The following is a 14,251-nucleotide window of genomic DNA, read 5'->3' on the forward strand; positions in this document are numbered from 1 at the left end:
ACTCCTAACTCGCGAATGGCCTCCAATTGCACAAAAAATGGCGTTACAGGGTCTTATCCCTGTGACGCCATTTGCCATTTTCGGTCCATTGCGGCTTTCTTCAGCAAATTATGGGCGAGCGAAAGCCACCCGACCTCCAGGCTCACTTTTGGCAAGCCCCGAAGCAGGAATCTTCGGAATCCCCGGTTGTTCTTCATCTGTCCAAATACGCTCTCGGGTTCATGCATTCGTCGAACCGAGAGTGCGTAGCCTTCTTCGCTCTTCAAGCGCTCACGTGCCTGTTGCTTGTAGCGAAGATAATCCAAGCTCCCTTTAATCTCGCGGTCACCAGCTGCCTTTGTGCAGTTTACTTTTAGCGGACATCCTTCGCAGCTGGCACTACGGTAATGACGGTGGCGAAGTTCATAACCGCTTTCCGTACGTTCTTTGCTTTCTCTGCGGAAGGTAAGCGTTTGTCCCGCCACACATACCCAGCTGTCCTCTTCAGCGGTGTACGTCCAGTTATCTAGTTTGCTCACGTCTTGCTGCCATGCCTTGGTGTTCTCGCGATGGTACGTTGCGTACTTCACAATGGCTTCCACGTTTTCTTGCTCCAGGTACGCGTAGTTCTCTTCTCCGCCATAGCCGGCGTCCGCGATGATCGTGCCAGGTAGTACACCTAATGCGTGTTTCACTTTCTCCAGATGCGGCTTCAGGCATCTGGTGTCCGTTGGACGCTGGTGAACGCTGTACCCTAGGATGAATTGGTTCTCGGTTCCGATCTGTACATTGTAGCCGGGTTTGAGCTGACCATTTCGCATATGGTCTTCTTTCATGCGCATGAAGGTGGCGTCTGGATCTGTTTTGCTGAAACTGTTGCGGCTCCCCAAGATGGTTTGCTGGGATTCGTACTTTTGGAGTCGCGGCAGCAGGTCTTTACGAAGGATGCGAACTGTTTTCTTGAGCGGCTTGTCCTTTGGTTTCGCTTCGAGTCGTTGTTCGAGCTGCTGCACCGCATGTTCCAGCTTTTCGCTCGTCATGTCTGCTGCTTCACCAAGCTCACTTAGATCCAGACCGCGGAGGACTTGATCTTCCTGCTTCTCCGCTTCTTCGATGGTCGCGAACAAGGTCTGTACTTTCTCCTGCAGTTTCATTTTGTGTTTAATGACCGCCTTACCCCAGACGAAGGTGTAGCGGTTCGCATTGGCTTCAATCTTGGTCCCGTCTACGAAGTAATGCTCGAGTTTGACGTACTTCGCTTCGATGAGAAACTGAAGAACGGCGGTGAAAATGGATTCCAATACGTCTTTCATGCGCTCGGAACGAAAGTGATTAATGGTGCGGAAGTCTGGGCGCTGCCGCGCAGCCAGCCACATGAACATGATGTTCTCCCGAACGGCTTTGGCAATTTGGCGTGAGGAGTAAATCCGCTGCGTGTAAGCGTAGATGATGATCTTCGTCAGCATTTTGGGGTGGTAGCTGTCCCGACCGCCGCCGGGATAGGCCTTGGTGAAGAGGTTCATATTTAAGCGGTCGACCGCATCATTGACGATGCGAACGAGATGGTTTTGAGGGATATCTTCTTGCAAGTCCATTGGCAAGGACAGTTGGTCCATGGTATATTCTTTGTACAAAAGAAGCCTCTCCTTTGGTTAGATGGTTGGTGGTACTTCCATTCTAACAAGGACAGGCTTCTTTTGTTTTGAAATTTTAATGAATGGTTAGCCAAAACGGAGCAGGTCGCATGATTCTGGAGAAGCGTCAGCGTTCGCCTTTGTGAGCGGATTCCTACCTTCGCCCAAAACATGTGACCGCGCAGTGGGTGCGGTAACCCAGACATTGTTTTTAAAAAACGGGGGTATCCCAAGGTCATCTTTTGATGACTTTTGGGACACCCCCTTCCTCATTCATCCTGCTGACCTGCGGATTCCCTAACTCTAGTAACGCGGCCAAGTCGGAATGGTGTATTTGTCGTTATCGTAGACATAGACGAGCCCCGTCGAATACGTCCCCAGCTCCGCGCCTGCCGGGCTGGACAGCAGAATCGAGAAATACTCGAACCACTCCTTGACGCTGTCATCGTACATCGTGATCGTAATCGTCTTCTTCGTCTCGCCTGGAGCGAACGTCAGCACGCCGGATTGCGCCGCATAATCCCGGCCGGCCAGCGCCGAATAATCCTTCGTGGCATAGCTCACCGAAGCCGTTCCGCTCGTATCGCCGGTACGCTCGACCGTCATCATCACCTGCTTGCTCTCTTCATAGACGGTCGTCGTGAACGGACTGAACTGCAGCACGCCCGCCGGGTCGTTATCCTTGATCGTCACGCCGCTCAGGTAGTTCGGGCCGACGACCGCGCCGCCCGTCGCGTCGAGCAGCCGGACTTGGAATTGCTCCTCCGCCTCGTGCACGCTATCGTCTACGATCGGGACCTCGATGAACTTCTCCGTCTCGCCGTCTGCGAACGTCAGTTGACCGCTGTTGCCCGCATAATCCGCGTTCTCCGCAGCCGATCCGCCCAGAATCGCATACGTCAGCGTGGCTTCGCCGTCGGCGCCGTCCATCCGCGTCACCTGCAGTTTCGCCGAACCGCCGTTCTCATCCACCGTGTACTGGCTCGCGCCCAGCATGAACATGCCCGGATGCTGCTCCTCGTGCGGCTCGTTGTCTTCGATCGTGTACGTTCTCGCGCCATAGGTGCCGATGACCGCGCCGTTCGTCGGATTGGACAGCGTAATCGTCAGCGTCTCGTTACCCTCGGACAGCGCATCGTCGAGAATCGGCAGCGGGATATATTGCAGCGTCTCATCCACCGGGAATACGAGCGTGCCGCTCGAGCCGGTAAAGTCGCTTCCTTCTTCGGCAGTAACGCCGGTAATGGTATAGTCGATGGCGGCCTCCACGTCCGCGCCGTCTGTGCGAATAACGTTAATGTAATGTGTGCCGGACGCTTCGCCCATCGGTGCGGTCGGATTCACCTCGAAGCTGCCCGCGCGCGGCGTCCACGGCTCGTTGTCCAGAATACGGACCTTCGTAAAGGAAGGCTCGGCGAGCGTGGCATCGTTCGTCGGATTGCTCAAGGACAGATGGAAATATTCGTTGCCTTCGCTCTCCGCGTCGTCATAGAGCGTCACCTGAATCGTCTTGCTGCTCTCGCCCGGCTCGAACGCCAGCGTGCCGCCCGTTCCTTCGAAATCGGAGCCATTGCCCGCCGTGCCGCTGTCGACTTGGTAATCGACCGAGACATAGCCATCCGTTCCTTCGGTCCGCGTGACGGTGAGGGTGACCGTTCCGTCCGGATGAGCCTCGTCAATCTCGGTCAGCGACGTCGAGAAGCCGAACTTGCCCGGATTGTACGGCACGTCTGGATCGTTGTCGGCGATGGTCACCGTCGTCGTGCCGCGGTCGATCGTCGTTACGCCGTCGCTGACGTTGAACAGCTCGACGCTGAACGATTCGTCCGGCTCGTATTTGATGTCGTTCGTGATCGGGATCTCGATCGTCGCGAACGTCTCGCCCGGTCCGAAGGTGATTTGCCCGCTCGCGGCCAAATAATCCGTCCCCTCTGTCGCCGTCCCGCCGTAAGTGGCGTAGTCGACCGTCAAGGAGCTTGCCGCGCCCGTGCGGCTCACGCCGACATAGACGTAGCCGGCGCCTTCGTCGACGGTAACCGTCGGCGCGTCGAACGAGATCGTAGCCGGCGGGTCCGGAATCCAATCGTCCCCCTCCTCCGCATGGATCACGCTGCCCGGCAGCGCCAACGAAGCGGCCAGCAGCGCGGCTCCGATTTTAAGGCGAATCGCTTTCGTGTTCAGCACAAATAAACCTTGCATAATAAAACCTCCGATATGATTTGATTTTCATAGGATTAATGGATGGGTGGAACTGGCAGGGTAAGCAGAGACATACGCGGGGCGGGACCGCACCCGGAGGATAAACGAGCGGACAAGCTTCGGATTTCGTGGATCAGACGCTTCTAAGCGGGGAATAGACGGTCATACGCAGATGTATCCATGAAGTCGCCTCTTGCTGCGGCGAGGCTTGTCGTCAATCGTTCCGTATGCCCTTCACCTCCTTTCAGAGCGTAAGGACAACGCAATTGTAGTGGGAGAACATGAACATACTTAGCCAAAAAACAATCGAGGGAAAAAGAGAAAAGGTAGAAAACATTGGGAAGAAAACAGATGGGCAAGGTAGAAAGCACTTGCCGAATGAGGGGAATTACCAGACTTGCATAGGGTGATGCGGTGGTGTTTGATACGTTACGTATCTATATTGCCACAAAAATCAATTTTGGCAAGACCTACTTCAATAAATAGGCCTAGGCGATGCTTTGTGCCTAAAAAAGGGACGCACCATCCCGTGCCAAAGTCTCCCTGCCAAGCGTGGCTGGCGGATCTAAGGACTCGGTTTGACACGTCCCATGCAGCGCGATACGGACGCTATTCTTAAATGTCGGGCAGCGCTTCTACCTGCGCAGCGCCCACAGCCCCGCCTGCTTGATCAGCCGCCGATACGTCTCGCTCTTGAACGACGGGTTGTGATGGCCCGGCATCAGATAGACGACCCGCCCAAGGCCGAAGTCGTGCGCCCATGCCGCCGGCCAGCGCTCGCCTTCGTGCTCGTACTCGAGGAGCAGCGTCGTCTGTCCGATCGGGTCCATGTCGAATCGGTACGGTTCCTCGTCCATCGTGAACCCGTCGATGCCTGCCATGATTGGATGCACCTCCGCGCCGGCAGCCGGATGGAACCGCAGCTCCGTATATGCCGGATGCCCCGTGAACCTCGCCCCGATCAGCTGCGCCAGTTCCGGATCGCACTGGAGCGAGATGCCGTTGTGGATGACGAGCAGCCCGCCGCCGCCGCTGACATAGCCCAGCAGACCGGCGACTTCCTCGCGTTCCTTCTTGATTTGCCATGCGTCCGCGTAGGAGATGACCAGCTCGTACGGCGCCAGCTCCGACGCGCGCAGCCGTCCGTAGTCTTCTGTTACCGCCAGCTCCAGCTCGCCCTGAAAAATATCCCGCACCTCGTCCATCGCCGCTTGCAGCGGGTGGTACTGCGGATTCGTCAAATCCCCGATCAACAATGCTTTCGCAAATACAGTCATCCGTCTCGCCTCCCTTGGATTAGGTCCAGCTCATCTCGGCACCGGTATAGTCCCGGAACGCCGGATGCGCGCGATCTTCCGTCTCGTCTAGATAAGCCGCGATGACGCCGGCAATGCCCGTCGCCGCTTCCTCCGTCGAGATCGCGCCGTGCTCGCTAAGCGTGCCGCCCATATAGCTGCGCATCCAGCCGGGATGGATGACGAGCACTTTGCCGCCGTGCTTGCGCAGCTCGTTATGTAGAATATTGGATTGAATATTGAGCGCAGCCTTCGACATGCAGTAGCCGTACCAGCCTTCGCGCCATGTCTGGTTGATCTGGCCCGCCTCGGACGAAATGTTCACGACGAGCTTCTGTCCGCCCGCCAGTAGCAGTCCGGTCAGCGCCTCCGCCATCCGCAGCGGCCCGACCGCATTCACCCGGTACATCATCTGGAGCCGTTCGTAATCGATGCCGCCGTGCATATTTCCTTCCTGGTTGCCCGCGATGCCCGCGTTGTTCACGAGCAGCTCGATCCGGTCGGTGAACGCTGCGATCCGCCCGGCGGCTTCCCGAACGCTCGCCTCGTCCGATACGTCGAGCTCGAGCACGATCACTTTGCCGCGAATCTCCTCCGGCAGTTCATCGAGCGCCGGCCAATCCGACAAATACCGGCCTGCGAATACCGTATAACCTTGCTTTACGAGCTCCATCGTCAACGCGAAGCCAAGCCCCCGATCCGCGCCGGTGACAACCGCGTATTTCTTCATGCGAGCCTCTCCTCCTCCACATACTCGAGCTGTCTTGCCGTTAATCGTTGTCGTGCCGCCAGCCGTGCTCGGGCTTCCAACCGAGCAGCCGCTTCGCCTTGGCGTTGCTGGACCATGCCGCATGACCGGTTAGTCCCGCATAACGATCAGCCAAGGACGGGTAATACCGTCTCAGAAGTTCCCCGTTGTCCAACGGCGAACAGGTATCGTCTCCCGTAATGTTCAACGCCTCGCAGCCTACTCCGTCCTTCTCTACCGCAAGACGCGCCGCCCGCGCCGCATCCCTAGCGTCCACATAGCTCCACAGGAATCGGGAGGCGCCCTCATGACGGGCCAGCCAAGCGTATTCGTCCGGCAGCGGCACGTGGCCGAACCGGAGCGAGACGACCTGCATGCCGCAGCGGCGGTGAAACATGGCGGCCGTCTGCTCGCAGGCGATTTTGGAGAGGCCATAGCCCTCCTGCGGCAGCAGCGGATGCGATTCGTCGACGGGAATCACATGCGGGGCGAACCGGTTGGCGGCGTAGCAATAACCATAGATCGATTCGCTGGAAGCGATTGCAGCCTTGGCGATGCCAAGCCCGGCCGCCGCCTCAAGTACATTATAGGTGGACATGACGTTGAGTTGAAAAACTTTTTCGTTCGGATGCGTGCCGGGCGCGTTGATACCCGCCAGATGGATGACGGCCTCGGCGCCTTGAAGCGCGCCGTATACCTCGCCCAAGTCGAGTAGATCGACGATTCGGGTCCGGCACAGCCGCTTCCGCGGGAGCTGCCGGTCCAGATTGACCGGCTCGTGCCCATGCGCGAGCAGCTCTTCGATGACGTAGACGCCGATTCGGCCGCTTCCGCCGGTGACGGCGATTCTCATGATATCCCCGTCTCCGGTTCCGCCACCGCTATCACGCGCACTCCATCATCTTCGCTTCCCGTCCGCTCGCCGTACACCGCGAGCTCGCGGATCGCGAATCCGAGCGTCGTGCCCGCTTCCGCCATGTTCACCCGGATATACCGTGCGTCAAGACGCTCCGGCCATATTTGCTCCGGCTCGCCCGTCCCATGCGTCCGCTCGCGAATCGTCGTCCACCGCTCGCCGTCCGCCGAGACGGCCACGTCGAATACGCGCGCGTATCCTTCACCCCATAGCAGCTTGATCCGCTTCACCCAATGCGCCGCCTGCAGATCGACGGTTAGCCACTGACCACCCCGGCGCTTCGATACCCATGCGGTCTCCCGCCTTCCGTCCACCGCGCATTTGCCGCCCTGTTCGTTCGCATACTGGCAGGAGCTGACGGCCACAGGACGATGCCGCGCGATATTGCGCGATTCCGCGAACCGAACGCCCTCTGGGTCGATACCGGTTTCCAGCGTTGTGAGCAGCAGCACGCTTCGACCCGGCAGCCGCACCTCCGTCCCTTCCGCCAGATTCGCGTCTGCGATTCGGAACGCCGGCGCCGGGAACCCGGCGTCATCCGCCGACCGCGCATCCTTGCGATATTCGTACACGCTCAACTCCGTTCGTCCGGCCGCATCCGGCACAACCAACCGAATTCGCTGCTCCTCGTCCCCATGATTGACCGCGATCAGCGACAGATGCCCGCGGCCTTCCGTCCCCGGGACGACGGCCGCGGCAGCGCGCACGCCCGGGACGCCGCTCTCGCTTGCGTACACGATCCGGCTTCCCCGGGGGAAATACCGCGACAACATCGCCATCGGATCATACCACGGACGCAGCCCGCGATCCGTCTCGTCGCCGACCGTGTTCCAGAACCCCCACGTCTTCAGCTGGCCGGAGCCCGCCGGATAACCGGGCGCGCGATGCATCGCATCGTCCAGCATCCAGGCGATGACGCCCGCTTGCCCGCCACGCATCGTCTGGATTGCGAAATCCGCCATCAGCAGGCCGTATTCGAACGTCCTCACGCGGCTCTGCTGGTCGTGCGCCTCGTCCTTCCCTTCCACGATGCCCGCTTCGGTCATCAGGTACGGCTTCGCGGCTCCCTCCGGATCATGCCGGTCGATGAAATCCCGTTTCTCCCGCACCATCCGCTCCATCTCCCCGCTCACGATGTCCCGGTCATTCACGTAACGGTGCACGTCATAGGCAGATACGATGCCGCCAAGCGCGTATACCGTCAAATCGACCCAGTCGTCCTCGTTCGAAGAATCCGGACCGATGAGCCCGATCCGTTCCGTCAACCCCCGCTCCTCCATCATCCGGCGTACATGCAGCATGCCGCGCCTCCAGAGCGCGAACCGATTGCCGTCCTCCGTCGCCCAAGCGCCATTAGGCTCGTTGATGAAATTGTAGTACAGCAGCACGGTGTAGCCCTTCACATCCAACAGGTGTACGAGAAAGTCGCCGATCAGCTCAGCCCACGCCGCATCGTCCGAGGCCGTCAAGCCGATCTCCGGACTGCGGCTCCATTCCCCGATGATTACCCGGATATCGTGACGCTCGCAATAATCCAGAATGCGATACGTCCGCTTCATCATCGGGGTGTTCCAGTCGTAGATCGGCTCCCCTTCCGCGTCCCAGCCAGTCGTATAGGCGTTGGCCCGCAGCATGAGCCGGATCAGCGGCACTCGCGTGAACGCTACCCGTTCCACGATCATCGCCCATTGTTCTTCCGTATAGTCGTAATCGTCGGAAGGATCCCATTCGAAGCCGACGCCCATGTAAGATTCGACCAGCACGTGATCCGTATCGACGATAATCGTGCCAACTGTGTTCCTCCGCGCGCCCCCCTCGTTCGGCCTTTCTTCAGCCATCTCTTTCTTCGCTCCTTTCGCCCTTCCCTCGCCGGATCGGCAGCCAATCCAACACCTGCTGGATCGCGTTATCCCAATAGCGCCACTCATGCCCCGCATCCGGCGTCTCGACATACGTCAGATCGGCGCGGCCCGCGAATTGCCGGTGAAAATCCCGATTGAGCTCGAGGTTAAAATCGGCCGTTCCGCACGCTTGGTAGAACTTCGGCAGCCGCGCGCCCTCTCCGATCCTTCCTTCCAGCACATACGCCAAATCATGCTCGCTCCCGTCATACGCCTCCGCGGAGCCGAACGTCAGACGCGCCATCTCGAACAAGATCGGATTGCTGAAACCCGCGTTCGGGTCGGCGACGATCCGGCTGCGCTGGCTGAGACTGCCCGACAGGCTCGCGACCGCGCCGAACCGCTCCGGCTGCCGGATGCCGAGCTTGAACGCGCCGTAGCCGCCCATCGACAGCCCCGCGGCGAACGTATCCTCGCGAAGGTCCGACACGGGGAAGAAGTCTCTCACGATCGCCGGCAGCTCTTCGGCGAGATAGGTCCAATACGGGAAGCCCTGCTTCATATCGGAATAGAAGCTGTACTGCACCGCGGGCATGACGATCGCGATCCCTTTGTCCGCGGCGTACCGCTCGATCGAGGTGAATCGCTGCCAGCAGGTGTGATTATCGGACGCGCCGTGCAGCAGGTAGAGCACCGGATAAGGCGGTCCGCCTGCCGACGATGCGAGTCCGACCCTTCTGCGCGTCCGCTCCGGCAGGATCACGTCGATCGCGCTCTGCAGCCCGAGCGTCTCCGCGAAAAAATCTACATGGGCAATAGCCATGTTTATCCTCCCCCTTCCCCCTCCGCCGAGGGAACCAAAGGGCTTTGCCCTCTGGACTCCGTCTTCGTGCCAATACAACTGTTCGCTGTGCGCGGGTGGTTCGAGCTCGGCACGCTTTTGTCCTTGCGGACAAAGCTCCAGGCGAGCGGGAACCCAGAACTTTGGCCTTCAAAATCTATATCCCTCCCCCTTCCCCCTCCGCCGAGGGGAACCAAAGGGCTTCACCCTCTGGACTCCGTCTTCGTGCCAATACGAGTTGTTTGCGGTTGGCGGGTGGTTCGAGCTTGGCACGCTTTTGTCCTTGCGGACAAAGCTCCAGGCGAGTGGGTTCCTCCTCCGCCGCATTTCTGTCAGGTTAAGAAGAAAATCGTTCGGTGAAGATTTCTTTGGTGTGGAGACCCAACGTTAGCTTTGTCCGTTAGGACAAAAGCGTGCCCCGCTCGAAGACACCCGCCGCCCACTCCCCCTGCATGCTGCTCGAAAAGGGAGTCCAGAGGGCGAAGCCCTTTGGAGCCTCCTCGGCGGAGGGGGTGGGGGGAGGGTTCCTAGCAATGACAAAGCCCCCGTCGCCAGGGGCTTTGCTTGTGTTGGTTTGCTCAGCCTTTCACCGAGCCGATCAGCGCGCCCTTGACGAAATGCTTTTGCAGGAACGGATAGACGGCGAGAATCGGCAGGCTCGACACGATGATCGAGGCCATTTTGACCGTGAACGGGTTGACCTGCTGCTGCACCGCCACCGAGATGCCCGCCTGCGAGATCGCCGCGGACGTGTTGCTGATCAGATCCTTGAGCACCATCTGCAGCTGCCACATGTCCTTCTCCGTCGCGTAGAGCACCGAGGAGAAGAAGTCGTTCCAATACCCCACGGCGATGAACAGCCCGACGGTAGCGAGCACCGGCTTCGAGAGCGGGAGGACGACCCGGAAGAAAATCGTCAGATCGTTCGCCCCGTCGATGCGCGCCGCCTCCTCCAGCTCATCCGGAATGCCGCGGAAGAAGCCGACCATGACGAAAATGTTCCATGCCCCCATCGCCCCCGGCAGAATAAGCGCCCAATACGTGTCGATCATATGGAGCGTCTTCACGAGCAGGTAAGTCGGAATCAAGCCGCCGCTGAACAGCATCGTGAACAGGATGAGCAGCGAGAACAGCTTGCCGCCGCGCAGCCGCTTCCGCGAGATCGCGTACGCCGTCGTCGCCGAGAAGAACGTGCCGATCGCCGTGCCGCAGATCGTCGTGATCAGCGTCACCTTGAAGCCGGAGAGGATCGACACATTTTGAAACACCGCCGCATACGCCGTCAGCGAGAAGCCCGCCGGGATGAGGAACAACCCGCCTTCGGCCGTCCGGTCGGACTCGCTGAGCGAGCCCATGACCATATACCAGAACGGGTAAATCATGATCAGCATCAGGACGATGAAGAACAGTCCGTTTGCCGCCGAGAATAGTTTTTCGCCTCGCGTAAGTCCCATGCCGTTCGCTCCTTTACCACAGGCCTTCCTGGCCGCTCTTCTTCACGATCGTATTGACGGTCAGGATCAGCACCATGGCCACCGCCGATTTGAACAATCCCGCCGCCGTGGCGTAGCTGTAATTCGCCTCCTGGATGCCGACGCGGTACACGTACGTGTCGATAATGTCCGCCACGTCGTAGACGAGCGCGTTGTACAGCAGGAAGATCTGCTGGAAGCCCGCCTCCAGAATGTTCGCCAGGCTAAGGATGATCAGGATGACGATGACCGGCCGGATCGCGGGCAGCGTCACATGCCACATTTGGCGCAGCTTGGTCGCTCCGTCGATGCGCGCCGCCTCGTACAGCTCCGCGTTCACCCCGGCGATCGCCGCCAGGTAGATGATCGTGCCCCAGCCCACCTCCTTGTATGCGTCCGTGATGACGAGCATCGGGCGGAAGTAGCGCACGTCGCCCAGGAAGTCGATCGGCGAACCGCCGAACTGCTGGATGACGACGTTGACCATGCCGTCGACCGGATTCAGGAACGTGATGATGATGCCGGAGAAAATGACCCAGCTGACGAAGTGCGGCAGGTAGATCACCGATTGGGCAAACCGCTTGAAGACGACGCTGCGCAGCTCGTTCAGCAGCAGCGCCAGTATGATCGGAATCGTGAACGACGCCGCCAGTTTGTATAGGCTGATGATAATGGTATTGCTTAAGATTTCGACGAAATCGGGCGAGTTGAACAGCCGCGTGAACTGGTCGAACCCGACCCACTCGCTCCCCGAGATGCCCTTGTAAATGTTGTAGTCCTGAAAAGCGATCACCACGCCGTACATCGGACCGTAGCGGAACAAGAGGATGAGCAGCAGGCCCGGCAGCAGCAGCAGGTACAAATACCGGTCCCGGATCAAATCCTTCCACAGCGGCCGCCTAGCGCGAGCTCCCAAGCCCGCCGCTTGCCCCCGGCGCGCCGCTCCATTCATCACTGCCATGCGCTTCTCCTCCTATCGCCCTTTACTTGTAAGGCGTAATGTTCGCTTCATACCACTTGTCGTACTCGGCGCGCTCGGCCTGCTCCTTGTCGAACAGTCCCGCCGCTTCCTCGTCGATCTTCTTGCCGCCCAGCTTCTCGTACGTCTTGGCGAAGCCGTCGAACGCGTCGATCGGCGTCTTGCCCGTGATGATGCCCCAGAACAGCTCGTCGCGCGCCTTCTTCACGTCCGCGGAATAGCGGTCCCACTCCGGCCGGTTGATCGCCTTGAATACGACGATCTTGTCGCGCATCGGCTGGGAAGTCGCAAGCTTCTGCTCGAACATGGCCGTCACTTCCGGCGTGTTCTTGATGTTGGCCGCGTCCTTGCGCTGAATGTACCAGCCGAAATTCCCGAGGCCGAGCTTGCTGCCTTCCTCCGGCTGGATCGTCGGCGTGAAGATGCCGTCCTCCATCTTGTAGTGCTCGCCCTCCCGGCCGAACGTGACGAGCTTGAATACTTCCGGCGTCGCCATCGTATTCAGCACCTGCACGGCTTCGTCCGCTTCGGCCGCGTCCGTCACGATCAGATAGCACCAGCCGATACGCGGATCCGGCATATCCGAGCTGAAGCCGTCCGGACCTTGGATCGGGTCGACCGAGATGTATTCGCCTTGCGGGTTGAGCTTCTTGAACGACATCGCGACCGAATTGCCCGGGTTGAAGTAATCGACCCAGCGGTAGAACGAGCCGACCTTGCCGGAGGCGTAGATGTCGTTCACCTTCGTGTCGTCGTTGTTCGCGCTCGTCGTCATGCGGGGATCCAGGACGCCTTCCTTGTACAGGTCCGCGAGCAGGGCGAGCACCGTCTTCACCTGCGGATCGAGCGCGCCGAATCGGATGGAGCCGTCCGGCTGCTTCACGAAATTCTCGACGTCGAGGCCGTACGCGTAGAAGAACGGCGCCAAGCTGCGGTAATAGTTGTCGCCCGAAAGGCCGAACGTGTCCTTCTTGCCATTCCCGTCCGGATCATTGTTCGCGAAAGCGCGCAGCACGTTCACGTATTCTTCCAGCGTCTTTGGCACCTGAAGGCCGAGCTTGTCGAGCCAGTCTTTGCGCAGAATGGTCGTCATGTAGCTCGCCTCGGGCACGTCGCCCGGAATGCGGAACATCTTCCCGCTCTTGTCCCAATGGTAGAACAGCGTGTCTTTGGAGTAGTAATTAATGATCTCTTTGCCGTATTTCTGCAGGGACGGGGTCAAATCTTGCGCAATGCCCGCGTCCACCCACTTCGTGAATTCCTTCGTGTCGCCCGTCCACAGAATGCCGGGCCGCGTATCCTTCGCGCTCATCAGCAGATTGATCTTCGTATTCAGCTCCGACCAGTCCGGGAGAAAAACCGGCTTCACGTCGACCTTGCGCCCCATCTGCTTGCCCGCTTCTTCCTCCAGCGTCTTCTCCGCCCAGGAATCCGGCGTCTTGGAGCCCGCCATCAGCGCCATGCTGATCGCAAGCGGCTCGGTCGATGCGGCATTGCCGCCTTCTTGGTTCGCCGCTTGGCCGCCGTTATCCGGTTCATTCGCGTCTGCTCCATTCCCGTTACCGCTGCCGCTGCCATTACCGCCAGAGCACGCGGCGACGAACATGACCGACGCCAGCGTTAAAGCCAGAAGCACTCTCGTCCGTTTCATTCACAATCCCCCCATTATGAATTCGTGCATTGGGCGCGCCTGGAAATGTACGCGCTTACAATTACACGTTGATTATATCCCCGCCGTTAAATTCTGTAAACAAAATTATTTTATTTTAATAAAAATAATTCAATTTGTTTAATTTAGTTTCTCGAAAATAGTCGAAAGAACTGCGCCGAAAGGAGAGTCTTGACGAACAGCGGCGGATTGGAGGAACGGGGTCACGACGAAGAAAGAGTTGCTCGCACGGCGGATCTTCAAGGATTTCGCTCGATTGCGAACTACGTTTCCGCGACATAGAATGTGAGTCCGCTGATCGGAGCAGTAATTCATTTTCGTTGAAAAGTTGAAATTCCGGAATGGATTTATAATGCCGCCTCTGTAGAACAGCCTTCATGCTGCTGAATGGCCGAGCTTCCACCGGTGGCCGCTCACTCCCCCAAAAGGGTAATACCGCCCGCGCTCCGGCCATGATATGATAGCGCTACTGTAAGTGGAGGTGCCGACATGTCCGAATCGCAGAACCCGAAGGAACAAGAGCCGCAGACGTACGAACCGGAAGCGGAAGTGAACGATATCGAGCAAGAACTGACCGAGCAGGAATTGAACGATACGCAGGGCGGATGGGGCAGACAACGCCGCCGCAACTTCTAAACCGAAACAAAGCCGGCCGCGCACGAATGACGTGCGCGGCCG

Annotated in this window: 11 protein-coding genes; 1 reads left to right on the forward strand and 10 read right to left on the reverse strand. The window is 59.0% G+C overall.

Annotation, left to right across the window (positions count from 1 at the left end; genetic code table 11):
• Window positions 1–53: 53 nt before the first annotated feature.
• The 10 genes from ACFSKT_RS22355 to ACFSKT_RS22400 all read right to left on the reverse strand — a co-directional run bounded on the left by ACFSKT_RS22355 (window position 54) and on the right by ACFSKT_RS22400 (window position 13,555).
• Window positions 54–1,613: an IS1182 family transposase gene (locus ACFSKT_RS22355; protein ID WP_377776347.1), complete on the reverse strand. Its 1,560-nt coding sequence runs from the start codon at window positions 1,611–1,613 to the stop codon at window positions 54–56.
• 303 nt (window positions 1,614–1,916) lie between these two features.
• Window positions 1,917–3,812 carry a Calx-beta domain-containing protein gene (locus ACFSKT_RS22360; RefSeq protein WP_377717569.1) on the reverse strand — a complete coding sequence of 632 codons (1,896 nt, stop codon included), beginning with the start codon at window positions 3,810–3,812 and terminating at the stop codon, window positions 1,917–1,919.
• A gap of 635 nt (window positions 3,813–4,447) precedes the next feature.
• On the reverse strand, window positions 4,448–5,089 hold the full coding sequence (locus ACFSKT_RS22365) for a ThuA domain-containing protein (RefSeq protein ID WP_377717570.1): 642 nt from the start codon (window positions 5,087–5,089) through the stop codon (window positions 4,448–4,450).
• 19 nt (window positions 5,090–5,108) lie between these two features.
• Window positions 5,109–5,837: an SDR family NAD(P)-dependent oxidoreductase gene (locus ACFSKT_RS22370; RefSeq protein WP_377717571.1), complete on the reverse strand. Its 729-nt coding sequence runs from the start codon at window positions 5,835–5,837 to the stop codon at window positions 5,109–5,111.
• A gap of 40 nt (window positions 5,838–5,877) precedes the next feature.
• A complete protein-coding gene (locus ACFSKT_RS22375; protein ID WP_377717572.1) occupies window positions 5,878–6,708 on the reverse strand; it encodes an NAD-dependent epimerase/dehydratase family protein in 831 nt (276 codons plus the stop codon).
• Window positions 6,705–8,609 carry a discoidin domain-containing protein gene (locus ACFSKT_RS22380; protein WP_377717573.1) on the reverse strand — a complete coding sequence of 635 codons (1,905 nt, stop codon included), beginning with the start codon at window positions 8,607–8,609 and terminating at the stop codon, window positions 6,705–6,707. The genes ACFSKT_RS22375 and ACFSKT_RS22380 overlap by 4 nt, the downstream gene beginning before the upstream one ends.
• Window positions 8,602–9,435: an alpha/beta hydrolase gene (locus ACFSKT_RS22385; protein ID WP_377717574.1), complete on the reverse strand. Its 834-nt coding sequence runs from the start codon at window positions 9,433–9,435 to the stop codon at window positions 8,602–8,604. The genes ACFSKT_RS22380 and ACFSKT_RS22385 overlap by 8 nt, the downstream gene beginning before the upstream one ends.
• Before the next feature lie 596 nt (window positions 9,436–10,031).
• Complete coding sequence (locus ACFSKT_RS22390; RefSeq protein WP_377717575.1) at window positions 10,032–10,907, reverse strand: carbohydrate ABC transporter permease; 876 nt, start codon at window positions 10,905–10,907, stop codon at window positions 10,032–10,034.
• 13 nt (window positions 10,908–10,920) lie between these two features.
• Window positions 10,921–11,877 (reverse strand): ABC transporter permease, encoded by a 957-nt coding sequence (locus ACFSKT_RS22395; protein ID WP_377717879.1) that lies wholly within the window; start codon window positions 11,875–11,877, stop codon window positions 10,921–10,923.
• 31 nt (window positions 11,878–11,908) lie between these two features.
• Window positions 11,909–13,555 carry a type 2 periplasmic-binding domain-containing protein gene (locus ACFSKT_RS22400; RefSeq protein ID WP_377717576.1) on the reverse strand — a complete coding sequence of 549 codons (1,647 nt, stop codon included), beginning with the start codon at window positions 13,553–13,555 and terminating at the stop codon, window positions 11,909–11,911.
• Window positions 13,556–14,062: 507 nt separating this feature from the next.
• On the opposite strand from ACFSKT_RS22400, the gene ACFSKT_RS22405 reads away from it, so the two are divergent.
• Window positions 14,063–14,209 (forward strand): hypothetical protein, encoded by a 147-nt coding sequence (locus ACFSKT_RS22405; protein WP_377717577.1) that lies wholly within the window; start codon window positions 14,063–14,065, stop codon window positions 14,207–14,209.
• The last annotated feature ends 42 nt before the right edge of the window (window positions 14,210–14,251 follow it).

It is taken from the genome of Paenibacillus xanthanilyticus, from assembly GCF_042682185.1.
In the GTDB taxonomy this organism is placed as follows: Bacteria; Bacillota; Bacilli; order Paenibacillales; family Paenibacillaceae; genus Paenibacillus_Z; species Paenibacillus_Z xanthanilyticus.

What these genes read in the sequence shown, in the direction of transcription:
- ACFSKT_RS22360 (WP_377717569.1), bottom strand. Translation starts at nt 3,812, where the DNA reads ATGCAAGGTTTATTTGTGCTGAACACGAAAGCGATTCGCCTTAAAATC.
- ACFSKT_RS22365 (WP_377717570.1), bottom strand. Translation starts at nt 5,089, where the DNA reads ATGACTGTATTTGCGAAAGCATTGTTGATCGGGGATTTGACGAATCCG.
- ACFSKT_RS22370 (WP_377717571.1), bottom strand. Translation starts at nt 5,837, where the DNA reads ATGAAGAAATACGCGGTTGTCACCGGCGCGGATCGGGGGCTTGGCTTC.
- ACFSKT_RS22375 (WP_377717572.1), bottom strand. Translation starts at nt 6,708, where the DNA reads ATGAGAATCGCCGTCACCGGCGGAAGCGGCCGAATCGGCGTCTACGTC.
- ACFSKT_RS22380 (WP_377717573.1), bottom strand. Translation starts at nt 8,609, where the DNA reads ATGGCTGAAGAAAGGCCGAACGAGGGGGGCGCGCGGAGGAACACAGTT.
- ACFSKT_RS22385 (WP_377717574.1), bottom strand. Translation starts at nt 9,435, where the DNA reads ATGGCTATTGCCCATGTAGATTTTTTCGCGGAGACGCTCGGGCTGCAG.
- ACFSKT_RS22390 (WP_377717575.1), bottom strand. Translation starts at nt 10,907, where the DNA reads ATGGGACTTACGCGAGGCGAAAAACTATTCTCGGCGGCAAACGGACTG.
- ACFSKT_RS22395 (WP_377717879.1), bottom strand. Translation starts at nt 11,877, where the DNA reads ATGAATGGAGCGGCGCGCCGGGGGCAAGCGGCGGGCTTGGGAGCTCGC.
- ACFSKT_RS22400 (WP_377717576.1), bottom strand. Translation starts at nt 13,555, where the DNA reads ATGAAACGGACGAGAGTGCTTCTGGCTTTAACGCTGGCGTCGGTCATG.
- ACFSKT_RS22405 (WP_377717577.1), top strand. Translation starts at nt 14,063, where the DNA reads ATGTCCGAATCGCAGAACCCGAAGGAACAAGAGCCGCAGACGTACGAA.